This window comes from Corynebacterium parakroppenstedtii (assembly GCF_019754935.1).
GTDB lineage: Bacteria > Actinomycetota > Actinomycetes > Mycobacteriales > Mycobacteriaceae > Corynebacterium > Corynebacterium parakroppenstedtii.
Genome location: NZ_JAGSOA010000001.1, coordinates 507,227 through 531,648 on the forward strand (window position 1 = coordinate 507,227; position 24,422 = coordinate 531,648).

The window sequence follows — 24,422 nt, forward strand, 5'->3', positions numbered from 1 at the left end:
CCAAGCTGGGGTTTTAGAACAGGGCGCTCGCCATTTCCCGCCTGGCTGTGGCTACGCGCGGGTCGGCGGGATCACACAGCGTGAACAGTTCAATCAACCGATCCTTGACCTGAGTCTTTTGATCCCCTGCCGATACCCGCAAGAGGTCGAGAAGCACGCGAAACGCGTCCTCTTCCTTCGACGAGATCATGTACTGATCAGCCTGAGCGAAGGTCTTCTCTGGTTCAGACGTCGGGTCATCGGGTGCCTGTGCCTCTGACACTCGTTTGAGGAGGGACACGTTCGCACGCGCAGCCTTGGCCTCAGTGTTATGCGGCTCGGCGTCAATAATGTTGTCGTAGGCGGCGAGCGCAGCATCGAAGTCCCCATTATTGAGGGCCTCTTCAGCAGCATCAAACCGAGGGTCTGATGGGGGTTGTTCGTCCTCAGTGGACGACGCTTTATCGGCGTCGGGAATACCGGGCAATTGATCGCCGACTGCCTGCAAGATTTGGTCGATCCACCCTTGTAACTGTTCTTTTGGCTGTTGCCCTTCGAGAACCGAAATCGGGCGACCATTTCCCAATGCTATGACTGTCGGAATAGCGCGAACACCAAAGGCCTGGGCAATCTGGGGAACTGTGTCCGCACTGACATTGGCAAAGATCCACTTGTAATTCGCCTGTCGTGCCATGGACTCAAGATTCTGGACGATGTCTTGAGAATCTGGCGACCGCGTCGAACTAATCGCGACAATAACCGGGACCTGCATAGACCGCTTGAGGACGTCATTTTCAAAATTGGCCTCGGTAACATCGACGGTCATCTGGGCTGTGCCACTCGTAGAGCCGCCACCGGGAACGCCGGCACCACCCTGCGCATTATTCCCGGCGCTTGAAACCGGCGCGTCGTTCGCCCGGCGCGCTTGGCGCTGACGTTGCTTTTCCGCCTCCGCCCGAGCTTCAGCTCGTGCTTTAACTTCGCCTAAATCAACTGCACCAGCTATAAACCGCTCAGGGCCTTTTCCCGGAGATGTCATTACTGTCTTGTATCCCTCTCAGTAAGAATGCCTAATTGTTCTGTGTCGTCACTATATTCTTGGCGATCCCGTCGGACGCTACTACGTGGTGCGACGCTCCGCCCGTCCGCCGTTCACTTCTCAGATGACGACTCAAGGCGACGGTTCACCGCGTCCACCTTCTCGGTGAGCTGATGGTCAAAACCCGGGCGAATATCGGCCTTTACCACTAGAGACGTTCTAGGACTCACCGAGCTGACAGCTTCCGTTGCCCGCTTCACGACATCGAAAACCTCGTCCCATTCACCTTCGATCAGCGTGAACATGGCGTTTGTCTCGTTCGGAAGACCCGACTCCCGAACAACTCGGATTGCCTCAGCAACCGCATCCGCGACACCACCATCGTCGTCAGTAGAAGTAGTCGGAGCAACAGAAAACGCAACAATCATGGCCCCGATGTTAGTCCAGCCTGACGGACAATGTCGTACAAAATCACACTCCTGAATACGCCTGCGAAGGAGCAATATTGGCCGCGGGGGGCTTAGCATAGAAGCATGAGTAACAACGAGTACAGCACCGAAGTACCGCACGAACTAGTCACCTGCCTGGATCACGTAGGTATCGCCACAACTGACTTGGATGCCACGCTGGAGTGGTACCGCACGAACATGGGGTGGATCTGCCACCACGTCGAAACAAATGAAGAACAGGGTGTTCAGGAGGCCATGGTTGGCCCGAAGACACTCACGGAGTTACAGGGAATGATTCAGGTTCTGGCTCCGCTGAACGAAAAGTCGACGATCGCTAAGTTCCTTGACAAGAAGGGCCCGGGTTTGCAGCAGATGTGTCTGCGCACGACCGATATCGACGCCCTCTGTGACCACCTGCGTAAGCAAGGTACCCGGCTTCTTTATGACGAGCCGAAGAACGGAACCGCTGGTGCTCGCATTAACTTCGTTCACCCGAAGGATGCAGGCGGAGTTCTTCTCGAACTGACTCAGCCAGGGAAGTAAGTTTTCCTGTCGCTCTGGGGTCCACGTTGGTGGGCCCCATTTTTGTTGGGTCCTACGGTAATGGCAGGACCTTTGTTGGGGCCCCGTTTTCACTGGACGAGCGAGCGACCCCGCCTTGGCACGCTAAACCGGCCGGACCCTGGCACGCTAAAAAAGACGAAGCTCCTGAGACGGGGTACCACGCAGTTCGTCGTAGTCGACGGTCACGCACGTGAACCCACGATCCTCCGCAAGCGTCCGCGCCTGCGGTTTGATCTCTTGCGCCGCGAAAAGTCCCTGCACTGGGGCTAAAATCTCATCCCTGTTCAGCAACTCGACGTACCGCGTGAGCTGCTCAACGCCATCAATCCCACCGCGTCGCTTCACCTCAACGGCCACGGTCTTCCCGCTCGCGTCCCTGGTCAAAATATCAACGGGACCAATAGGCGTCGGATATTCGCGGCGAACGAGCGTAAAGCCCTCCCCCAACGCTTCCGGATGCTGCGCTAACAGCTCCTGAAGATGCGCTTCCACACCATCCTTCGTGAGGCCTGGATCCTCGCCCAGGTCATACATGGTGTCAGAAATCTTGTCATGCACCGTGATGCGGAGCTGTTCGCCTTTTTTATTCTCGACGACCCAGAGCTCTTCCTCATGCGCGGTTCGGGCCGAGCCGTCGGTCTCCTGTCCTTCAGAGTTGCCGACGGAGCTACCGTCGGTAAAGTCGGCGTCGGGATCGTCGATGGCAATCGGGTGGACCGTGAGCGTACACGGCGGAGTCATCCAATTGAGAGGTTTATAGGCCCGGTCATCGGCGTGGACTGACACTGATCCGTCAGCTTTAACCATGAGTAAACGAGTTGCTTTAGGCAAGTGGGCGGTTAAACGACCAACATAATCGACGGAACACGTAGCGATGACAAGGCGCATGAGCGAGAGAGTACCAAATCGTGTTCTCTCAGAACCTATTACGTCACGGCGTCGAGCAAGGCGCTGCGTCTAGCGATGTAGGCGATCAAGCCACGCTTGATACCACCGTCGTTAACTGTGACTGTGGAACCTGTGGCCCCGTTCTTTAACCCGTCGGGGGTGTTTACTGAGCCGCTGGATTCTGGTGCTCGGGGCGGATTCCAACCACGCCACCAATGCCATATCCATAGCGTGTCCCCCGGCTACATCCACTCGTACATCCCCCGCTTGAAGTTCGACTATCCGCGGATCGGCTAATAGCCGTAATACCCCCGTTTTGACGTCTCGTCGGCCAACAATTTCTATGTTGTGCCTTTCACACGATAAGTCTGCCCCCGGTTTAAGAGACCGCAGCAAGTAAAGCTTTGCGGCGTCTTCCCCCAAAATGATGACCCCGTGGTGCCAGCGATGTCGTCGGCCGTCACGATAAACGGCGGTACAGACTGGTATGCCACGGGGCCGGATCCACGAAAATCGCCATATGGCGACTCCCATTCCCCATACGAGGATGGCCATACACGCCATTGTCACGGTGAAGAGAACCATGGGCCACCTCTCCCATTACGTCCGTCGACGGCTCGTCATGCACGTCGTTCCTTGACCTGAGTATAAACGACGAAACCCCCGTGTTCCTAAGAATTGGCCTTAGAAACTACGGGGGCGTAGGTGAGAGCTATACAGTCGACCTACTTTTCTTTCGCACGCTGGACTGCTCGGAGCTCGGATTGAGCTTGAGCACGGTCATGTGAATCCGTGTCGGAGCCTTTGTAGCTCTGCTCTGCGCTGGAAACATCCACTTCTGATGACCACGTGGCGTGGTCCGCCAGAATAGATACCTTGTGCTTGCCGACGGACAGGAACCCGCCCTGTACTGCAGCGACTTTCTTTTCGCCGTCGGTGGTACGGATGATGACCACACCGTTTTCAACAAGCTGCCCAAGGATAGGTTCGTGTCCGGGAAGTATGCCGATTTCACCTTCTGTGGTCTGTGCGGTGACAGACGTCGCAGCACCGGACCATAGCGCTCGCTCAACGGAGACTAACTCAGTGGCAATTTCAGCCATGGTGTCCCTACCTTACTTCTCTTGCAGCTTCTTGTATTCGGCTTCGACGTCGTCCAGACCGCCGAGGCCGTTAAAGCAGCGCTCGGGGTATGCGTCATATTCGCCATCGCAAATACGGCGGAAGGCGTCGATGGTGTCCTTCAGCGGGACGTAGGAGCCTGGCAGGCCGGTGAACTTTTCAGCAACGAAGAAGTTCTGGCCGAGGAAGCGCTCGATACGACGTGCACGCTGGACGGTGATCTTGTCTTCTTCAGACAGCTCGTCCATACCAAGAATGGCGATAATATCCTGCAGCTCCTTGTTCTTCTGAAGGATATTGATGACTCGCTGCGCAACTTGATAGTGCTCCTCGCCGACGATTCCAGGCTCGAGGATACGAGACGTGGAGGTCAGCGGGTTCACAGCGGGGTAAATACCCTTCGATGCGATGGAGCGGTCGAGCTCTGTGGTCGCATCCAAGTGGGCGAACACGGTCGCAGGAGCCGGGTCGGTGTAGTCGTCGGCGGGGACGTAGACAGCCTGCAGAGAGGTAATCGAACGACCCTTGGTCGACGTAATGCGCTCCTGGAGCTCACCCATCTCATCAGCCAATGTTGGCTGGTAACCCACAGCAGAAGGCATGCGACCCAGCAGCGTGGAAACCTCGGAACCTGCCTGGCTGAAACGGAAGATGTTGTCGATGAAGAGCAGCACGTCCTGATGCTGAACGTCACGGAAGTATTCCGCCATTGTCAGCCCCGAGAGAGCCACACGCATACGAACTCCCGGCGGCTCGTCCATCTGGCCGAACACGAGGGCCGTATCTTGGAGCACGCCCATCTCTTCCATTTCGAGGAAGAGGTCCGTGCCCTCACGGGTGCGCTCGCCGACGCCGGCGAACACCGACGTACCGGAGAACTCGCGGGCAATACGGGTGATCATTTCCTGGATGAGCACTGTCTTGCCCACACCAGCACCACCGAACAGGCCAATCTTTCCACCCTTAACGTACGGGGTGAGAAGGTCGATGACCTTAATACCGGTCTCGAGGATCTCGGTTTTACCTTCGAGTTGGTCGAAAGCTGGTGGCTTACGGTGGATGGACCATTGCTCGCCGTCACGGCCGAGCCCTGGCTCGTCAAGGCAGTCGCCGAGGGCGTTGAACACGTGTCCCTTGACGGTGTCCCCGACGGGAACAGAAATCGGTTTGCCGGTGTCTTTCACTTCGGCACCACGGATCAAACCATCGGTCGGTGCCATTGACACGGCACGGACGATGTTGTCACCGAGGTGCTGGGCAACCTCGAGGGTAATTGTCTTGGCGACGGCCTCTAGATCAACGTCGACGGTCAGCGCGTTGAATAGCGCCGGTAGTTCTCCGCGAGGGAATTCCACGTCGACAACCGGGCCGATGACGCGTGCGACACGGCCACTGAGGCCCGTCTGCTGCTCACTAAGAGCTGTAGTCATTGGTTAGTCACTTTCTCCGCTGTCGTCGAGCGCTCCCGCGCCACCGACGATCTCTGTAATTTCCTGGGTAATTTGTGCCTGACGAGCTTGGTTAGCTGTACGAGACAACGTGGTGGCAAGCTCAGTTGCGTTATCCGTCGCCGAACTCATAGCTGTACGGCGTGCTGCGGATTCTGACGCAGCTGACTCCAGCAGCAAGGCATACAAAGCACGAGACACGTAGTGCGGGAGGAGCTCCGACAGCAATGTGGTCGCGTCGGGCTCAAATTCGTAGTTGGCACTAATTTCGGAATCGTCCGGGTCAGACAGCATGTCTTCGCCAGTCTCTACTTCCTCATAGTCGATGACGGCTTCCATCGGAAGCATCTGGCGTGCGACGGCCTTCTGAGACAGCATCGACTCGAACTTCGTGTACACGACGTGGAGCTGGTCGAAGCCTTGCACACTCTCGCCCTCAGGCGCGGTGAGCCCGGGGCGCCACTCTGCTTTGCCCGATGAGCTAGCAACGAATGCGTCGATAAGGTGCCGACGCATTTCGTGCGTGCCTTCGTACTCGGGGTCCTGAGAATATCCGGTCCAAGCACCTTCAAGGGCCTCACCGCGGAAGCGGTAGTAGGTCAGCCCCTTGTTACCGAAGACATAGAGGACAACCTCATAGCCCTGCTTTTCCAACAAAGCGCGTAGTTCAGCAACTTTCTTGAAAACGTTGTGGTTGTACCCGCCACACATTCCCCGGTCGCTGGACACCACCAAAATGGCGGCACGGTTTCCGCCTTCGCGTTCGCGGAGCATCGGGTGGTCCAGTGAACTTGCCGATGACAAGCGATGGACGACCTTGGTAATTTCCTCCGCGTACGGTTGCGAGGCAGCTACCCTGGCCTGCGCTTTCGTGATCTTCGAAGTGGCGATCAGCTCTTGGGCCTTCGTGATCTTCTTAGTCGAGTTAACGGACTTAATCCGGTCTCGCAGTTCACGTAACGTAGCCATTTACACTCATCGCCTCCCTTCGTTCTTATCCATTGCGCGCACCGCCCTTACTTGCCCGAGGACTTACGCGACACAGTGATTTGTTCTTTACCCAACTCGGATTGCTCCATTGGGTCTACATCGGGCTCGTTGATAACAGGTTTGCCGTCGGAGGCCTGGAAGTTCTGCTTGAACTCATCCACAGCGGAGGAAAGCTCTGCCTTGGATTCGTCATTGAGTGGGGATCCACCCTCGACCTGCTCGAAGACACCAGCGTGCTTCGAATGGAGGTGCTCGAGGAATTCAGATTCGAACCGACGAATATCTTCGACGGGAACGGAGTCAAAGTCGCCATTGCCAGCTAGGTAGATCGACACCATCTGGTCTTCCACAGCTTGCGGATGGTTCTCCGGCTGCTTCAACAGCTCAACAAGGCGAGATCCGCGCTCCAGCTGTGCCTTGGAGGAATCGTCGAGGTCCGAGGCGAAAGCAGCGAATGCTTCCAAGTCGCGGTATGCGGCGAGGTCAATACGCAGCGAACCCGAAACCTTCTTCATGCCCTTCGTCTGGGCGGCACCACCGACACGGGAGACCGACACACCGACGTTAATAGCGGGGCGAACACCCTGGTTGAAGAGGTCTGACTCCAAGAAGACCTGACCGTCGGTAATAGAAATGACGTTGGTCGGAATGAAGGCGGACACGTCGTTCGCTTTTGTCTCGATGATCGGCAGGGCCGTCATAGAGCCGCCACCCAAGTCGTCGGAGAGCTTAGCTGCACGCTCCAACAAGCGGGAGTGGAGGTAGAAAACGTCACCTGGGTACGCCTCACGTCCCGGCGGACGGCGCAGCAGCAAGGAGATGGCACGGTAAGCCTCAGCCTGCTTGGTGAGGTCATCGTAGACGACCAGTACGTGCTTGCCCTTGTACATCCAGTGCTGTCCCAGTGCGGCACCAGCGAAGGGTGCGAGCCACTTAAAACCAGCTGAATCTGATGCGGGAGCAGCGACAATGGTCGTGTAATCCAGGGCGCCGTTGTCCTCTAGGGTCTTACGGACACCAGCGATTGTGGAACCCTTCTGACCGATGGCGACATAAATGCAGCGAACCTGCTTTTCCGGGTCCCCGGATTCCCAGTTGGCTTTCTGGTTAATGATGGTATCGAGGCAAACAGCCGTCTTACCGGTTTTACGGTCACCAATGATGAGCTGTCGCTGGCCCCGCCCGATCGGGGTCATCGCGTCGATAGCTTTAATACCGGTCTGGAGTGGTTCCTCGACTGGTTGACGCATCAACACTGAGGGCGCCTGCAGTTCCAGGACGCGATCTTCTTCTGCCTCGATGGATCCCAGGCCGTCGATTGGCTGGCCCAGGGGGTTAATAACGCGGCCGAGGAATTTGTCCCCAACCGGAATGGATAGGACCTCTCCGGTCCTTTTTACTTCGTCGCCTTCCCGCAAGGTCTCGTAGCTTCCCAAGACCACGACACCGACTTTATCGGTGTCAAGGTTTTGGGCGACGCCGATGACGCCACCTGGGAACTCGAGCAACTCATTAGCCATGACTGATGGCATACCCGAAACCTGGGCGATACCGTCAGCCGCACTAATGACCACGCCGACCTCCTCACGGGAGGCCTCCGCGGAGTAGCTCGAGGTGTAGTTCGCAATCGCGCTACGGATCTCGTCGGAGGAGATCGTCAGCTCCGCCATGTTCTTCCTGCTCTCGGTAGTCTCTTCCAGCATTACTTGTTTATTACGTCGTATTTCTGGTCGCGGTCACGACCGGCATTCCGTCCGCCGTGGGCGTCAGGCAAAAGCTCGCCGTAATTTCTCGAGTTTGCCCGATGTGCTGCCATCGATACGCTCATCTCCGACCCGGATGACCATTCCACCGAGGATGCTGGGATCGACCTCTCCGTGGATGGACATCTTGTGACCATAAATTCGACCGAGCTTGTCAGCCAGGGTGGATCGTTGGGTATCGCTCAATTCGCCGGCAGTCACAACATGAGCAACGTCGTACCCACGCAGCTGCGCTGCCTCCCGCGATAGCGTTTCACATGCTTCGACAGGACGTTGTTTAGCACGAGAAATCGCCTGCAAGGCAAGAGTTTCTGTAATTGAAGTAACTTTGCCGTACAAGACTGAGGCCAACAATTGGCGACGTCGGTCCGCACTAGCTTGTCGGTCTGCCAAAAGCATCTCCAGCTGCGGGGCGTCTTCAAGAACCCTCGCCAACTGGAACAACTCAGATTCGACGGTCGTAAGCTTGTCGTCTGCCTCGGCAGCGCGGAACAGAGCCCGGCGGCCAAGTTGAACAAGCCCATTGCGGAAATCGCGCGTATTCGACCAGTCTTTATCTACTGCAGAACGCAACACGCTGCGCGAAGCCTGATTGAGCTTCTCACCGAAAACGCGATCGGCAAGGTCTGCACGTTTCTCGGAGGACGCTGCGGGATCAATAAGCGCCACACGCAAGTCACGGTTGGAGTCCAAAACCTCAACGACGTCGAAGAGCTCGGGTCCGATTTGTGCGCCGTCGACGGCCGCGTTGGACTGAGCAACGGTGTTGTCGAGGGTAGTCGCCAACTCGGTCATCGATTCTCGGCTCGCTGCGTGCATACTGATCACTTCCCTGCCGGAATGTCATCCAAGGAAGACAGGAAAGAATCCACTGTCTCCGCGCGCTTGGCATCGTCGGATAGATGAGAGCCGAGGAGCTTCTCCGCCAGATCGACCGAATTCTGACCCATGTCCTTACGCAGGTCAGCGACGACGGCATCACGCTGAGCAGCAAGTTGCTTTTCGCCTTGAGCGATAATGCGGTTGCTTTCCTCCGTTGCTTCGGTCTTCATATCCGCAACGATCTTTTGCCCGTCAGCACGAGCTTCGTCGCGAATACGAGCGGCCTCTGCACGAGCCTCAGCGAGCTGGTCATTGTATTTTTGCAACGCAGCCTTCGCCTCGGATTGCGCGGCCTCCGCACGTTGAATACCGCCTTCAATGCGATCTTCACGCTCAGAAAGAACCTCTTGGAACTTCGGAAGAACAAACTTCCAGAAAAGCCATAGGATCAGTACGAAGCAGACGATGGACCAGACGAGGTCGTATGGCAAAGGGAGAAGCGGCAAGTTGCCCTTTTCGAGAGGCAGCGTGTCCTCAGCCAAAATAAGTGAGTTCGTCATAGTCTCCAGCTTTCGCTATTTCGAATATCAGGATGTAGTGAAAACAACCTGATTAGAACAGGAAGCCGGCGACCAAGCCGATAAGGGCAAGAGCCTCAGTGAAGGCGATGCCCAGGAACATTGTGGTACGCAACTGGCCAGCCATTTCCGGCTGACGTGCCATGCCTTCCACCGTCTTTCCGGCGACAATACCGATACCGATACCAGGGCCGATAGCAGCAAGGCCGTAGCCGATAGCACCGAAGCCGTCATAGCTGGTGGAGTCTGCAGCGAGAAGGATCTCGTTCATGGGGTGTTCCGTTCCCTTTCAAAATGCCGTTGGTTTTCCAACGACGTATTCGTGAAAAACTTCGAGTGGGGTGTTCAGTTAGTGTTCGTCCGCATGCAGGGAAAGCTCAATGTACACCGCAGTCAGCAGAGCGAAAATGTACGCCTGCAGGAAAATCACCAAAATCTCAAACAGCGAGAAGGCAAAAGCTGCCGCGATGGTAAAGCCGGACGCAACAAGCCAGCCGTTCATCTGCCAGAAGAAGAAGTTGGTTGCCGAGTACAAGAGCACCAGCACGATGTGACCTGACAGCATGTTGGCCATAAGACGAATGGTCAGCGTGACAGGCCTCAAAATGAAGGTCGAGAAGAACTCAATCGGTACGACCAAGAAATAGAGAAGGAAAGGCAACCCCGGAATTACCAGAGAGCTCTTCATGTACTTCCCGAACCCGTACCGCTTGGCACCTGCGTAAATCATGCAGATGTAGGCAACCACGGCCAAGAGCAGTGGCATACCGATACGAGCATTGGGGGAAACGTTCAAGAACGGGATCACCGATGGTGCGTTCATGAACAGCACAAGGAAGAAGATCGTGGAAATAATCGGAAGGAAGCGACGTCCTTCTTTTCGACCAAGAATCTCCTCACTGATGTGGATACGGACGAAATCCAACAAGTACTCAGCGACGTTCTGCACGCCACGCGGAACTAACTTCGGCTTCCGCATAGCGAAGAAGAAGAACAGCCCCATGAGCACCATCACGAGGAGTCGGACGAACATGATGCGGTCGATGGCGAACCAACCGTCGGCAAAATTACCGAACCAAAGGTTGATGTGATCACCATTCGACGCACCGTCGGGACAGCGTGGCTCACCGTCACTGCCGGTCCCACAAACGAACCCCGGGAAAAAGTCGTGGTCCAGATCTGGGGCGTGGAAATGCCCCTTCATGGACAAGGTTGTAACGCTCAGCGTTCTCTCCCGTGTTCGGGCCGCTTTCTGCCAAACAGAAAACGGTGCGATGGAGGTCTATGTGCATAGCCCACCGCGGATTCCGTCGCACATCATCGCGGGGGCCCGGGGGTTATTCGGGGGTGGCTACGCATAGCGACTTTTCCTTATAACCCGCAGTTGACGATAGCAGCTTAATTCAGGTTTTTCCCAAGCGATCTCTCAATCCGACCCCCCTAAAACTACACCTGATTCACCCCCATGCAGGCTATTGCTGGTGGTCCCGTTCTTCTGCCCATTCTCGGTCAGCGATATAGGTCACACGCGCGGTTAAAACACCCCATGTTTCTGAGACCAATCCGACGATTAACGCGGCGATCACAGTGACCGCCAACGCCAGGTGGTCATAGAAATACATGTTCTTCAGGACGACTAAGACAAGTAAAACAACGACAACCTTGAGCAGCCACGTCCCCATCACCACAGCCATCGTCGTTTGGGGATTTGTCCGGGAGGTGATGAGCACACTCACGATAGTGAGCAAAACAAAGGCACCACCGATGACCGACCCGATGAGCGCCCCCCAGACACCTCGCATCCCTGATTGTCCACCCCAAGCCAACAACGAAACCACAGCTAAACAGGCAATTGCGATACCCCCCAGGCGCGCAGCCTTCAGCAGCGGCCACCGTGGATCCGACACATGCCGGTTCTTCTTCGCGATCACGTCGTCGATAGGAGAAGCACCGTCGGTCGACGAGCTAGCCGACGAGTTCGACGTTTCAGAAGAGTTCTGTCCATCAGATTGTTCTGGTGTATTTTCGCCGGAATCCCCCGATGCGAAAGTGGAGTATGGAGACGTCGGCTTAGACGAGGCGCTGTTCGGTTCGCCAGAGGAATGGGAATCAGTCACGCTGGCTGATTGTAGCGGTCCGGGTGCCGACGATCACGCGAGCGCGGTACAGACGTAATCCCGACGGCGATGATGATCGCTAGCCCCACCGCAATGAGGGTAATGTCCGTCGGCAAAATTGTTGCTGCCACCGCGCTGAAGGCGACAACGCTCACCCACGTGTAGAGCACAAGGACCACTCGTCGGTGCGTGTGCCCGAGCTGGAGCAGCCTGTGGTGCAGGTGCTTTTTATCCGGGGCGAACGGGCTTTTGCCATGACCGACACGGCGGATAACAGCCATGATGAGGTCGAGCATCGGGATGAACACACTCGCTGCCACCACGATGATCGGGCTCAGCAGCGCGAAAATATCGGCGGCACCATAGAGCGACATCGTGATGCGGCCCGACGCTGAGGTCGATGCCGCCGCGAGGAGGAGGCCGATCAGCATGGATCCCGTGTCGCCCATGAAAATTCGGCTTGGCTCAAAGTTGTGGGGCAAGAAGCCCGCGCAGGCTCCGATCAAGACGGCGGAAATAATGGCCGGAGGATAAGCGCTCACCGCTCCCCCTTGGTCGTGGAGAATGGTGAGCGAAAACGCGAAGAGTGAGATTCCCGCGATCCCCCCGACGCCGGCCGCCAACCCGTCGAGACCGTCGACAAAGTTAATCGCGTTGATCAGGGTGACGGTGAAGACGACAGTCAGGACTGTGGACTGGACTTGATCCAGAATGACCGTGGTGCCCCCATGCCAAGGCACATAGAGGAGGTACCAGCTCAGCCCCAGCAAACTCATGACCGTTGCGCCCGCAATCTGCCCGACCAGTTTCACGAGAGCCGGAATGTCATACAAATCATCGATAATGCCAACAACAACGATGATGAGGGCAGCCCATAACACGGCTCTCAAGTCCGGAGTCATGGGAGGAAAACCGCGGTTCAACGCCGGTAATTGGTTGGCCACCAGTAAGGCTGCAATGACGCCGGTGAACATCGCGACTCCCCCCAACCGCGGTCGGGGTTGTTTATGGACGTCGCGGGCACGTGGTATAGCTACTCTCCCGGTCCGCACCATGGCGGATCGTATGCATCCTGTTGTCAGGAAAGTCACGATGCAGCCCGTGCAGAGAACAAGGATGAGTTCCCGAATGGGCACACCGGTTCCCCCCACCGCTGATTGTGCACAAACGATCATGATGTTTCTCTACCCCGCATTCCCTGGACTATCCGCGCACGTGAGGCCGTTCTTTTCCCCTCGAACTATCTCTGACGCAGCGTAGCAGGGCTCGTTCCAATAACCTCGGAAATACGTTCTGCAGAAATCGCCCCTTCACGCAAAAGATGAGGGGTGGGCGAGGTCAGATCAATGATGGTCGACGGCTCCCCGATCGTCGCCTCTCCATCATCCAGATAGACGGATACTTCGCTTCCCAGCATCTGCTTCGCGGCAATTGCCGACGTCGCAGGCGGCTGCCCCGAAATATTGGCGGAGCTCACCGCCATGGGGCCTGTGGCTCTCAGTAGCTCAATCGCGACCGGCTGTAGCGGCATCCGAAGCATCACTGATCCGTTAGTATCCCCAAGGTCCCAGGGCAACGACGGAGCCTGTGTCACCACAAATGACAGTCCGCCAGGCCAAAACGCTTGGACTAATTCGCGCATCCGCGGGGTGACTGTCTGCACTAGGCCGTCGACGGTGTCCCATGACCCAATCAACACGGGAACAGGCATGTCAGGGCCACGATGCTTCGCCCGCAACAGCGCGGCAACAGCGTCGTTATCGAATGCATCACACCCGATGCCATAGACGGTGTCGGTGGGGATAACGACCAGACGTCCGCCCTTTACTGCGCTCTGGGCAGCCTCCAGGCCACGACGTCGTTCGTCTTGGTCAGTGCAATCGTAAATTGTGTTCATGAGTGTTATTACGCTTTCCTCGTGTGTGCGGCCCGAATGCCCGTCACAAACCTATCGCGTCCAGCTAAGTCCTTATGTATTTCTACATCGGTGAAACTGTGATCATTCAAACATTGTGAGGTCACAGGACCGTTGAGCTCGTCATGTTCCACAGCCACGAAGGTGCCGGGGCTAGACAAATCCTCAACCACGGCCATCATCGGCACGATCACGCTCATTCCATCCGCACCAGCGAAAACGGCATCATGAGGATCGGCCGCGACTTCGGGCGAAATCGCCGTGTTCTCGGGCACATAGGGTGGATTCGAAACAACCATATCCACCTTCAGGTCAGGCGTCGTTTCACGCGTCGGCTCGGGATTGTCACCGTCACGCGTATCCCGATCACGCGTGTCCCGGCCACACATGTCCCGAATGGCTTTCACGATACTGGGATCGGTGGCGTCCCCTGTGCACAGGCTCACAGAGAGCTGTTCGGCGTCGTCTTCTGACAGGCCAGCGTCCAGCGCTTCGGCCCGCCAATTCTGTATGAAGGTCTCGACGTTGCGACGGGCGTAATCCAGTGCGACGTCGCTTGTGTCAACGCCAACAATCTGGATTCGTGGGAGCGTGCCGACGTCACCGGTAACGATGTCTCCCCCGCGCGGATCCGCTACCCGCTGCTCTCTCAAGTCGCGATGAAGAGACAGCAACGCATTACCCGCCGCGTGCGCAACACCCAGCGCTAAAGTTCCAGGCCCGGTACACAAATCAACGATGGTGTAATCCGCAGGCACAGAGTTCGGCGACCCGGATTCCCCGGACGGGTTATCTAACGCCCTGCGGAGTTGCTTTCCCGCCCATTCCACAATCAATTCGGTTTCCGGACGAGGAATAAAAGCCCCCGGGCCAACCAGCAGGTCGATCCCGGCGAAACGCACCGTCCCCATAATGTGCTGCAGGGGTTCCCGCTGCTCGCGTCGGCTAATACACGCTTCGAAAAACTCGGCCGTGTCGGGATCGACGTGGTCTTGGCGTCGGAAGAATAATGACGACCGTGTGACCGGTTCCGCACCCGGCGCGCCCTTAACAGTGAGCGCATGTGCCATCAGAAGCTCAGCATCGACCCGTGGAGAATCCACCCCCGCAGCGCGCAGTCGTCCGCCGGCGTTGTTGATCATCTGGCGAACAGATGTACGGGGATATGTCATTCTGCCTCGAGCCGCTCGGCGCGCTCTGCGGACTGCAGCGCAGAGAAGAGGTCATCCAGGTCGCCGTCGAGAACCTGGTCGAGGTTGTGCGCCTTGTAATTAATTCTGTGGTCAGAGATGCGGTTTTCGGGGAAATTGTATGTACGGATGCGCTCCGAACGGTCCATGGTCCGCACCTGAGCGGCACGATCGGCCGACGCCGCAGCCTCGGCTTCTTCTTCCTTCATCTGCTGCAGCCGGGCGGCCAGGACCTGCATCGCACGCGCCTTGTTTTGGATTTGGCTACGTTCTTTCTGACAGGTCACGATCAGCCCAGTCGGCAAGTGTGTGATGCGGACAGCGGAGTCGGTCGTGTTCACACCCTGGCCACCTTTACCGGATGAGCGGTACACATCGACGCGGATGTCTTTGTCATCAATCTCGACATCCTCGATCTCATCGGGTTCCGGATAGACGAGGACACCGGCGGCTGAGGTCTGGATACGTCCCTGGGACTCGGTGACGGGAACTCGCTGAACACGGTGAACACCACCCTCAAACTTGAAGACACTCCACGCACCGTCCCGAGACGGTTTCTTGGAGCGAATAGACATGGTGATGTCTTTAATTCCCCCGAGGTCCGTGGGAGCGTCGTCCAGAACGTCGATCGCGAAGCCATGTTTGTCCGCGTAGCGCTGGTACATCCGCACTAATTCGCCGGCGAAGAGGGCTGCTTCTTCCCCGCCCGCACCGGACTTCACTTCCATCACGATGTCATCGCCATCATGGGGATCCCGCGGGGCCAAAAGGTCAGCTAGCTTATCCGATAGCTCCTCTTTTTCCGCCCGAAGACGCTCGGCTTCTGCCGCGAATTCCTGGTCTTCATGGGCCATTTCCTCGGCGGCTTCGAGATCGTCGGTAACGGCATTTAACCGGTCATTAGTCTGAATGATGGGCTGGAGTTCAGAGAACCGCTTCCCCACCTTCCGCGCGCGAGCAGCGTCGTTGTGTAAATCAGGATCAGCTAATTGAGCTTCGAGCCCTTGATATTCCGAAACAATGTCGTCGACCGCCGAAACATGCGTCGCCATGACCCAGAGTGCTCCTTTAACTGCTCACTACAAATACCGGTAACTACACGAATATAGCGCGACGGCGGCGGCTCAACCGAACCACCGCCCGCACCGTGACCAGGAGAGCTTTACCTCCTGGCGCCACTACTTCACATCATTGCCTGGCTTCACGGCTTAGCGTCGCGCATAAGGGGGACGAATTACTCGTCATCATCATCGGGAACACTCATGGGTGCCGACGATGCAATCTGCATGAGGAACTCGCCATTGTTCTTGGTCTTGCGCAGCTGCTTGATAAGCAAGTCGATAGCCTGCTGCGGGTCCAGTGCCGACAAGATTCGACGCAGCTTGTGCATGACGCGTGCCTCATCGGGAGCCAGGAGTAGCTCGTCCTTACGGGTACCCGACGGATTCACGTCGACAGCTGGGAAGACGCGGCGCTCCGAAATCTTCCGGTCAAGCTTCAGCTCTGCGTTACCCGTGCCCTTGAATTCCTCGAAGATGACGGTGTCACCGGCGGAACCAGTCTCGACCATCGCCGTCGCGATAATGGTCAGCGAACCACCGTTTTCGATGTTGCGGGCTGCGCCCAGGAATCGTTTCGGCGGGTAGAGGGCGTTGGAATCCACACCACCGGAGAGGATCCGTCCCGACGCCGGCGACGAGTTGTTGTACGCACGACCCAGGCGAGTAATGGAATCCAACAACACAACAACGTCCTGACCAGCCTCAACAAGGCGCTTAGCCCGCTCAATCGCCAGTTCAGCGACGGTGGTGTGCTCGCTCGGCGGACGGTCAAACGTCGAAGCGATCACTTCGCCATTGACCGAGCGCTGCATGTCGGTGACTTCTTCAGGGCGCTCGTCGACAAGAACGACCATGAGGTAGCACTCTTGGTTATTCGTCGTGATGGCGTTAGCGACGTCCTGCAGAATCGTCGTTTTACCAGCCTTCGGCGGGGACACGATCAGCGCGCGCTGCCCCTTACCGATCGGCATGATGAGGTCAATCACACGGGTCGTGAGCTTCTTCTGGTCCGTCTCCAACCGCAGCCGCTGGTTCGGGTACAGCGGTGTGAGCTTGGCGAACTCGGGGCGGGCCTTGGCCTCCTCCGGCGTCATGCCATTGACTGTGTCAACGCGCGCCAACGGGGCGAACTTCTGCCGGTTGCGGCCGCGACCATGCTGTGGGCGGCTGGAGCCGTCCTCACGGACCTTGATTTGCCCGGTCACAGCGTCGCCACGACGCATTCCTTGGGACCGAACCATGTTCATGGACACATACACATCATTCGGGCCGGACTGGTACCCCGACGTGCGAATGAACGCGGTGTTGTTGTCAACAACATCGAGGATGCCCGCGATCGGCTGGAATGTCTCCCCTTCGCGCAGCTGGTTCGGGTTCTGGTTGTCGCGATTATCCCGGTTGCGGCGGTTGCGCCGATTGCCACGGTTATTACGGTCGTTGCGGTTATTGCGACCTCCACGATCGTTCCGGTTGTCACGATCATTGCGGTTGTTGCGGCCACCCCGGTGGTCCTGGTTATTGCGACCACCGCGACCATTGTGGTCGTTGTTGTCGCCGGAGTTGTCGTCATTGTGGCCATAGCGGTCATCACGGTCGTCATGGGACCGTCGATGATCATTATTGTTATTCCGATCATCATCCCGGCGGGAGTTGTTGTCATCCGAATCGTCGGAAGAATCGCGGGACGACGTGTTCCGGTCATCCCCGTCATTGGAATGACCGTTGTGCCGGGCACGGTGACGACGCGCGCGACGTGCCTGGGAGCGCGATTTGTAGCCGTGGTGGCGGGAATCGTCAGAATCGTCGTCGCGGCCGTTGTCATTGTCCGAGCCGGAGTCCGAGTGGGAATCGAAGCCACCCGAGTGCTCGTCCCCACGACGTTCATCGTGGCCGTTATGCCGGTTATCGGAGCCGGAACCGTGTCCGGAGCCATGTCCGTCGTTGTTTGCCGACGATCCAGCGTTAAATGAATCGGAGTTCGGCGATTCAGAGTTATCCGAATGGTGGGACTCTGCCTTCGGTTCCCCCGCTTTCCGTGTGGATCGACGAGGCCGAGAATACGGCTGACCAGCGTCGGCGGCCTGAATGGCTGCGATAATATCCCCCTTGCGCAGCCCTGAGAGTCCTCGAATCCCCTTTTCGGCAGCTAGCGCCTTTAATTCCGGGATGCGCATAGCGGCCAGGTTGTTCGTGTCCGTATCAGTCACGGATGTCCTTTCGTTGCCAGCCCCTCCGGGGACAATTGTCAGTATTTGTCAGTGGATACGTGTCTCATGACGCGTTGGAGGGTTAGCCCTGTGGTGTTGTCCTATCGCGACGCTGCTTCATCGCTCTACCGTCGGTGGCCTCACGATGGTGTTTCTCCGATGATGCAGCATGTCAACGGAATGTGCGTCATTTCGTGTCCGCTTGTGCCAATGTGCCTAAAGGAAGACACGTGACCTGCCCGAACTGCTATCGCGGTTTTTACCATTAGCCATCGCGGGCGATGCAGATTCGCGACACTACGCGCGATTACGAAATGAAGGATTCTTTGTAGTGTCCGGTCATCGGTGTTGCATTCAGGGTGGATGAGAAATCCCCTGGATCCACCACGCTTGCTAGGCCGGAAGCCGATGTTACACATCGTTCGGCTCGATGCCCTAGCGGAGAATACACAACCTGATGAGCAGTCCGAAAACTACAACCAAAGGAATCGCCCATAACCGTACCACTTTCCAGCACAAGTCGCTGCAATGGCACGCGGATGGGCTTCACCTGTATTTACGGTCTGTCTGACTTAAAGTAAACGGCATGAAGTCGACGATGATGGACGTGCCTCTTTCTGTCACCCAAATTTTCACCTACGGTGCCACAGTTTTCGGGGACACAGAGGTAACGAGTTGGGGCGAATCCGGGCCAGAGACCATCACGTTTTCCGCACTCGCCGGCCGAGCTGCCGCCTGTGCTCATGCTCTACGGTCACTCTGCAGTATCGACGCCGACCAACGCATCGGAACCATGATGGACAACTGCGCGGAACACCTCGAAGTGTTTTTCGCCTCGTCCTGCATGGGAGCCGTCTTTAGCCCCCTAAATTCGCACCTTTCCGACGATCAGATCGTCCACATCATTAACTATGCGGACCAGAAGATCATCGTTGTTTCGCCCCGCAATGCACCCCGCTTGGCACGGCTGATCACCGAATGTCCGGGAGTCAACCACATCATCGTTGCGTCCGGGTCGTCGGCACAGCGCGCTGAGGGCGTCGCTGCGTTCGATGCTGTCCCTGAGCCCCATTTTTCGGTCACCGATTATGAGGCTTTTATCGACGGACAATCCACGGAGTTTCCGTGGCCCGATCTTCCCGAAGACACCGCTGCTGCCCTCTGTTTTTCGACGGGCACTGAGGGGGCACCCAAGGGGGTGGCCTATTCCCACCGTTCTATGTTCTTGCACTCGCAGTCATTGCTGGGGGTGGATTCCTTCGCCATCACTAATGGCGTGTCTTTCCTGTGTTGTGTTCCCATTTATCACGTCCTGAGCTGGGGTGTTCCTCTCGCCGCGTGGATGGCTGGTGCGCCGCTTATCTTCCCCGGCGAGGATCTTTCGGCGCCTCGTCTTGCGCAGGTGATTGCCACCTCTATGCCTCGTACGGCACATGGGGTTCCGACATTATGGGTTTCGCTCTTTTCCTACTATTTCCACAACCCACCGAAGCGTATGAGTCTTCGGGAGATTTTCGCTGGTGGCGCTCCTGTTCCTCCGGTGCTCATTAAAGTGTGGGAAGAAAAGTTTGGTGTCGACGTCATTCATTGCTGGGGAATGACAGAAACGTCACCTGTGGGGACAGTATCGCGCCCACCAGCAGGCTTAAGCGGGGAGACAAGGGATCTATACCGCGAATCCCAGGGTCGTTTCCCTGTCGCTATGAATTTTCGTATTGCCGACGATGCCGGCCATGTTCTGGAAGGTCATGATCGCAATCAAGGCGAAATCCAAGTGCGCGGCAACTGGGTGACCGGGTCCTACTTCCATTCACCGACGGGCGAAGGCGATGGGCCTGCTTCCCGTTTCCGCGGCGAAGCCATCGATTATGCCGATGATCGTTTTACCGACGACGGATGGTTCCGTACAGGAGACGTCGGCTCTATTAACCGTGATGGGTTCTTAACGGTCAATGATCGCATTCGCGATGTCATCCGCTCAGGTGGGGAATGGATTTACTCAGCCGAATTAGAAAACTATGTTGTCGACGCTCCCCCGGTTCTTGAGTGTGCTGTTATTGGGTATCCCGATGAGACCTGGGGTGAGCGCCCGTTGGCGGTGACTGTTCTTGCCGACGGGGTTGAGCGGTCGGCGGCGACAGCGGAGCGCCTTCGCACACGATTGCGTGGGGTCATTCCTGGGTGGATGATCCCCGAGTACTGGGCGTTCGTTGACACTATCGATAAGACGAGTGTCGATAAATATGACAAGAAGGACCTGCGGCAGCACCTTGCCGACGGGAAGCTAGATGTCATTTCGTTACAAGGCCCCCGTCGCAGTGGCGATAGCTATGGGGATCCGAGTTCCTCTAGCTCACCATCGCAGGGCTAGCGTCTGGGTGGGCGGTCCCGCCACATACTCATCCCAGTTTTTTGCGATTGACCTGGATAGGCCCGGCGATGGGTAGCGTCAGGACACGAAGCCCTTCGGAGGATGCCGTATCGACGATTTCAGCGGGCAGATCCTCGGTAGACAAAACCATGATGGTGGGGCCGGCACCCGATAAATACGCTGCATAACCGCGGTTACGCAGGCGGTTAACCCATTCTGCAGAGACCGGCAAGGCATCTGCACGATAGGGCTGGTGAAGGCGATCCCTCGTGCCCTCCCACAACAATTCCGGGTTGGTACGCAGTGCGACCGTCATGACTGCCGTTCGGGATACGTTAAATCGTGCGTCAATATGGCTCACGTCACTGGGCAGTACTCGGCGCACCGCATTCGTCGACGCTGTGAAATCGGGTATAAAGGCCGTCGCGCGAATGTCAGGGTGAACATCCACGCCGATCGCATGGTACTGGGGCGCAGTTTCACCATCGACTGGTGTATCTGTCCAGGACACTACTGCACCGCCCAGCACGGATGCTGCCGCATTGTCAGGGTGTCCCTCAAAAGAACTAACTACTTGGACAACCTGATCGGTGGCGAGGGCGTTATCTGCCAGGGCATTGGCAGCACATACCCCAGCAGCTGCAGCCGCCGCTGACGAGCCAAGACCACGTGATTGGGGAATCGCATTTTCACAGGACACCGCCAGACCAGGCACGTCGGCATGTGCCGCCCGGAGCCCTTCACGAATCGCCCGAACCACCAAATGAGTTCCATCGAGGGGGACCTCGCCGGCACCTTCACCCTGGACGTCAACGGTTAAACCAGAAGGAGTGACCTCGACGGTCACGATGTCATACAGCCCCACAGCCAAGCCAAGGGTGTCGAATCCAGGTCCTAAATTGGCCGACGACGCTGGCACGCGTACCGTTACTGAGCGCCCCACCGGTATGTCATGTGGCACTTAGTCGTCTCCCTCCATACGCAGCACGCGTTCGACGGAGAGCACCGTATCAATGGATGCGACATCAGCCACGGTTTTCTCAAGGTCTTCTTCCCGCGCCGTGTGGGTGACAACAACCAGACGGGCACCGTTTTCACTGCCCTCCTGGCGGACAGTTTTCAACGATATGCCACGGTTAGCGAAGCACTTAGCGACGTCGGCAAGAACACCAACCTGGTCCTTCACGTGCATCACAACGTGGTACCGGGTGTCAATAGAGCCAAATGAAGCGATTGGCAGCGACGCGTAGACAGATTCTCCCGGGGCGCGACCACCCAAGAGGATATTTCGCGACGCCCCAATCACGTCACCTAAGACAGCTGACGCGGTCGGATTTCCCCCGGCGCCATTTCCGTAAAACATCAGACGCCCCGCGGCTTCCGCCTCAACGAACACCGCATTGAACGACTGCGACACGCTCGCTAACGGGTGGTTACGCGACACCAATGCCGGATACACCCTGGCAGAGACTGATTCTTTGCCATCGCTATCAACAAGTCGCTCACAGAGGGCAAGCAATTTAATAGTGCATCCAACCGCTTGTGCCGACGCGATATCCGCTGCGGTGATTTCACGAATACCCTCGCGGTAGACGTCGTCGGCAGATACGCGAGTGTGGAAAGCAATGGATGCGAGGATGGCCGCCTTGGATGCTGCGTCATATCCATCGACATCGGCGGTGGGATCTGCCTCGGCATATCCTAAGCGGGTGGCTTCGGCCAGCATCTCGTCATAGGACGCACCCGACTCATCCATGGCGTCCAGGATGAAGTTCGTCGTCCCATTAACTATGCCCATGACCCTGTTCACACGGTCGCCAGCAAGGGAGCGGCGCAGAGGCCCCACCACGGGGATCGCTGCTGCCACTGCTGCTTCGAAGAACAAATCTGCGCCCGATGCGTCGGCTGCTTCTGCTAACTCGTCCGCATGAGCCGCGACCAGGGCTTTGTTCGCGGTGACTACTGATTTACCCGCACGCAACGCCGCCAACACGAGTTTTCGTGGCAGGTCAATGCCACCGATGACTTCCACGACGAGGTCGACGTCGTCGCGAAGCACCAAGCTCATGGCGTCGTCGGTGAGGAGATCGGGATCAACGCCTTCGCGCGGGCGGGATAGATCGGAAACCGCCACACCGCGGATTTCGATTGGTCCACCAGCTCGCTCGGTAAATTCGTCGGCATACTCGTTCATGAGCCGATAGGCAGCCTGCCCGACAGTGCCAAAACCGAGGAGGGCAACTCCGACGGTTTCCCCGGCCCCTTTTCCGGTGTTGTAGCTAGTTTGCTGGGTCATATTCCTATCCCTTGTGCTTCCCTTATGTTGGTTCCTTTATGTGGTGTTCGGTTTACAACGTTGTTGGCTCAACGTCGTTGTCCTATATGCGTCGGCAGACAAAGCTGTATGAAGGATACTATATCTAGTATTTATGCTGTTCTACTCAGGTTTTAGGTAACCGACAGATCAGATCGACGGATTCGACCTATCGTCAGCAGTGGTCAGCAATCTTCAGCATCCGTCAGCAATCTTCGTCGAGCGCAAGAAGGTCATCAATAGTTTCCCGACGAACCATCACGCGTTCGTGCCCGTCGCGCACCGCGACAACAGCCGGCCGACAGAACATGTTGTACCGCGACGACATAGAGAAGCAGTACGCACCAGTGCCTGCGAGGGCGATACGGTCCCCAACCTCGATGTCGTCGGGATAAATCCCGTCTTCAACGAGGATATCTCCGGATTCACAGTGCGATCCCACAAGCCGAGTGGGAATCGGGTTTCCGTGCATCAGGCGATTAATCACCCGTCCGTCGTAATGGGCGTTGTACAGCGCGGGGCGGATGTTATCGGACATCCCGCCATCGACGGCGAGATAACGCCGCGTGGATCGCTCATCCGTGGGCACATCTTTAATCGTCCCCACCGTGTACACGGTCACGGTCGACGGGCCGGCAATGGCGCGGCCAGGCTCAACCATCAATGTCGGGGGGTCAAAGTGCAGGTCATGGGCCGCTTTGTGGACGCGAGCTTTGAGATCGTCAGCCACCGACCGTACATCCAGGGGCGAATCCGACGCACTGTAGGCAATACCGTAACCGCCACCCAGATCCAGGATGTCCAAGGAATCCTTGACATCTTTTTTCTCGACGCCACCATCGCTGCCGTACCGCCCGAGTTGGTGGTGCAGATCAGCCATCAAGCCAAGTAAACGTTCGGCCGCAAGCGAGAATCCGTCGGCGTCGAAAACCTGCGACCCGACGTGACAATGCAGCCCCGAGACCGCCAAAGACTCATATTCCATCGCCGCAAGGACAGCATCCTTAGCTGCACCGGAAGCCAACGACAGGCCGAATTTCTGGTCCTCGTGTGACGTCGCAATAAATTCGTGAGTGTCCGCGTGAACACCTGGTGTCACACGAATCAACACTTCTTGGCGGACGCCAGCATCCCGCGCAATCTTCCCTAACCGATCCACTTCCTGACGAGAGTCGATCACGATGTGGCCCACACCCGCCTGAACGGCCTTGGTCAACGTGCTGTCCAACTTATTATTGCCATGCACGGTGATGCGCTCGGGGGGAAAATCTGCACGTAATGCCACATCCAGCTCACCATCGGAGGCGACGTCGAGGCATAATCCCTCGCTCGCTACCCATCGGGCAATGCCGACAGTGAGGAATGCTTTGGATGCGTAGTGGACATGGCCGGGGCCGTCGAACGCATCGGCCATGGCCCGGCACCGGGCACGGAAATCGTCCTCATCCACGACCATGAGGGGGGTTCCATATTTATTTGCCAAGTCGGCCAGGCGGACACCGGCAATCGACACCTGACCATCGTCGTCGCGGTGCGCGTTCATAGGCCACACATGAGGTGGCAGAGCATTGAATTGCTCGGTTGAAAACTCGGGCAGGCTTGCAT

23 protein-coding genes are annotated in these 24,422 nt (G+C 57.2%); 2 read left to right on the forward strand and 21 right to left on the reverse strand.

Features of this window, described 5'->3' with window-relative positions:
- Window positions 1-13: 13 nt before the first annotated feature.
- Together KCQ76_RS02120 and KCQ76_RS02125 are read right to left on the reverse strand one after the other, a co-directional pair.
- Window positions 14-1,018, reverse strand: coding sequence for a tetratricopeptide repeat protein (locus tag KCQ76_RS02120; protein ID WP_046205130.1), 1,005 nt, complete (start codon window positions 1,016-1,018; stop codon window positions 14-16).
- A 113-nt stretch (window positions 1,019-1,131) separates the two neighbouring features.
- Complete coding sequence (locus KCQ76_RS02125; RefSeq protein ID WP_046202521.1) at window positions 1,132-1,446, reverse strand: thiamine-binding protein; 315 nt, start codon at window positions 1,444-1,446, stop codon at window positions 1,132-1,134.
- 105 nt (window positions 1,447-1,551) lie between these two features.
- Here KCQ76_RS02125 and mce point away from each other — a divergent pair, with 105 nt between their 5' ends.
- Window positions 1,552-2,010: a methylmalonyl-CoA epimerase gene (gene mce, locus KCQ76_RS02130; protein WP_046202522.1), complete on the forward strand. Its 459-nt coding sequence runs from the start codon at window positions 1,552-1,554 to the stop codon at window positions 2,008-2,010.
- Between the two features lie 147 nt (window positions 2,011-2,157).
- Here mce and nucS read toward each other — a convergent pair whose 3' ends face one another.
- The 16 genes from nucS to rho form a co-directional block, all read right to left on the reverse strand.
- Window positions 2,158-2,919, reverse strand: coding sequence for an endonuclease NucS (gene nucS / locus KCQ76_RS02135; protein ID WP_046202523.1), 762 nt, complete (start codon window positions 2,917-2,919; stop codon window positions 2,158-2,160).
- A gap of 111 nt (window positions 2,920-3,030) precedes the next feature.
- Entirely contained in the window at window positions 3,031-3,504 is a 474-nt protein-coding gene (locus KCQ76_RS11135) for a DUF2550 family protein (RefSeq protein WP_046202524.1), read from the reverse strand.
- 140 nt (window positions 3,505-3,644) lie between these two features.
- Window positions 3,645-4,022: a F0F1 ATP synthase subunit epsilon gene (locus KCQ76_RS02145; protein WP_012731905.1), complete on the reverse strand. Its 378-nt coding sequence runs from the start codon at window positions 4,020-4,022 to the stop codon at window positions 3,645-3,647.
- A gap of 12 nt (window positions 4,023-4,034) precedes the next feature.
- A complete protein-coding gene (gene atpD / locus KCQ76_RS02150; RefSeq protein WP_012731906.1) occupies window positions 4,035-5,471 on the reverse strand; it encodes a F0F1 ATP synthase subunit beta in 1,437 nt (478 codons plus the stop codon).
- 3 nt (window positions 5,472-5,474) lie between these two features.
- Complete coding sequence (locus KCQ76_RS02155; RefSeq protein WP_046202525.1) at window positions 5,475-6,458, reverse strand: F0F1 ATP synthase subunit gamma; 984 nt, start codon at window positions 6,456-6,458, stop codon at window positions 5,475-5,477.
- A gap of 47 nt (window positions 6,459-6,505) precedes the next feature.
- A complete protein-coding gene (gene atpA / locus KCQ76_RS02160; protein WP_221914822.1) occupies window positions 6,506-8,149 on the reverse strand; it encodes a F0F1 ATP synthase subunit alpha in 1,644 nt (547 codons plus the stop codon).
- 96 nt (window positions 8,150-8,245) lie between these two features.
- Window positions 8,246-9,061, reverse strand: coding sequence for a F0F1 ATP synthase subunit delta (locus KCQ76_RS02165; protein WP_046202527.1), 816 nt, complete (start codon window positions 9,059-9,061; stop codon window positions 8,246-8,248).
- Window positions 9,062-9,066: 5 nt separating this feature from the next.
- On the reverse strand, window positions 9,067-9,624 hold the full coding sequence (locus KCQ76_RS02170; protein ID WP_046202528.1) for a F0F1 ATP synthase subunit B: 558 nt from the start codon (window positions 9,622-9,624) through the stop codon (window positions 9,067-9,069).
- 52 nt (window positions 9,625-9,676) lie between these two features.
- Complete coding sequence (locus KCQ76_RS02175) at window positions 9,677-9,913, reverse strand: ATP synthase F0 subunit C (protein WP_012731911.1); 237 nt, start codon at window positions 9,911-9,913, stop codon at window positions 9,677-9,679.
- Between the two features lie 78 nt (window positions 9,914-9,991).
- Entirely contained in the window at window positions 9,992-10,846 is an 855-nt protein-coding gene (gene atpB, locus KCQ76_RS02180; protein ID WP_012731912.1) for a F0F1 ATP synthase subunit A, read from the reverse strand.
- 268 nt (window positions 10,847-11,114) lie between these two features.
- Window positions 11,115-11,759 (reverse strand): Cg1360 family ATP-synthase-associated protein, encoded by a 645-nt coding sequence (locus KCQ76_RS11040; RefSeq protein ID WP_306421796.1) that lies wholly within the window; start codon window positions 11,757-11,759, stop codon window positions 11,115-11,117.
- Entirely contained in the window at window positions 11,756-12,934 is a 1,179-nt protein-coding gene (locus KCQ76_RS02190) for an MraY family glycosyltransferase (protein WP_046202529.1), read from the reverse strand. The genes KCQ76_RS11040 and KCQ76_RS02190 overlap by 4 nt, the downstream gene beginning before the upstream one ends.
- 65 nt (window positions 12,935-12,999) lie before the next feature.
- A complete protein-coding gene (locus KCQ76_RS02195; protein WP_046202530.1) occupies window positions 13,000-13,656 on the reverse strand; it encodes an L-threonylcarbamoyladenylate synthase in 657 nt (218 codons plus the stop codon).
- An 8-nt stretch (window positions 13,657-13,664) separates the two neighbouring features.
- Entirely contained in the window at window positions 13,665-14,846 is a 1,182-nt protein-coding gene (locus KCQ76_RS02200; RefSeq protein WP_046202531.1) for a N5-glutamine methyltransferase family protein, read from the reverse strand.
- Window positions 14,843-15,916, reverse strand: a complete 1,074-nt coding sequence (prfA, locus tag KCQ76_RS02205; protein WP_046202532.1) for a peptide chain release factor 1 — start codon at window positions 15,914-15,916, stop codon at window positions 14,843-14,845. The genes KCQ76_RS02200 and prfA overlap by 4 nt, the downstream gene beginning before the upstream one ends.
- Window positions 15,917-16,098: 182 nt before the next feature.
- A complete protein-coding gene (gene rho, locus KCQ76_RS02210) occupies window positions 16,099-18,132 on the reverse strand; it encodes a transcription termination factor Rho (protein WP_046202533.1) in 2,034 nt (677 codons plus the stop codon).
- Window positions 18,133-18,718: 586 nt separating this feature from the next.
- Between rho and KCQ76_RS02215 the strand changes: the two genes are divergently transcribed.
- Entirely contained in the window at window positions 18,719-20,503 is a 1,785-nt protein-coding gene (locus KCQ76_RS02215; RefSeq protein ID WP_046202534.1) for a long-chain fatty-acid--CoA ligase, read from the forward strand.
- A 28-nt stretch (window positions 20,504-20,531) separates the two neighbouring features.
- Here the strand turns inward: KCQ76_RS02215 and thrB are convergent, their stop codons facing one another.
- The 3 genes from thrB to lysA form a co-directional block, all read right to left on the reverse strand.
- Window positions 20,532-21,464: a homoserine kinase gene (gene thrB, locus KCQ76_RS02220; protein ID WP_046202535.1), complete on the reverse strand. Its 933-nt coding sequence runs from the start codon at window positions 21,462-21,464 to the stop codon at window positions 20,532-20,534.
- Entirely contained in the window at window positions 21,465-22,799 is a 1,335-nt protein-coding gene (locus tag KCQ76_RS02225) for a homoserine dehydrogenase (RefSeq protein ID WP_046202536.1), read from the reverse strand.
- Window positions 22,800-23,022: 223 nt separating this feature from the next.
- Complete coding sequence (lysA, locus tag KCQ76_RS02230) at window positions 23,023-24,360, reverse strand: diaminopimelate decarboxylase (protein ID WP_046202745.1); 1,338 nt, start codon at window positions 24,358-24,360, stop codon at window positions 23,023-23,025.
- Window positions 24,361-24,422: the final 62 nt, after the last annotated feature.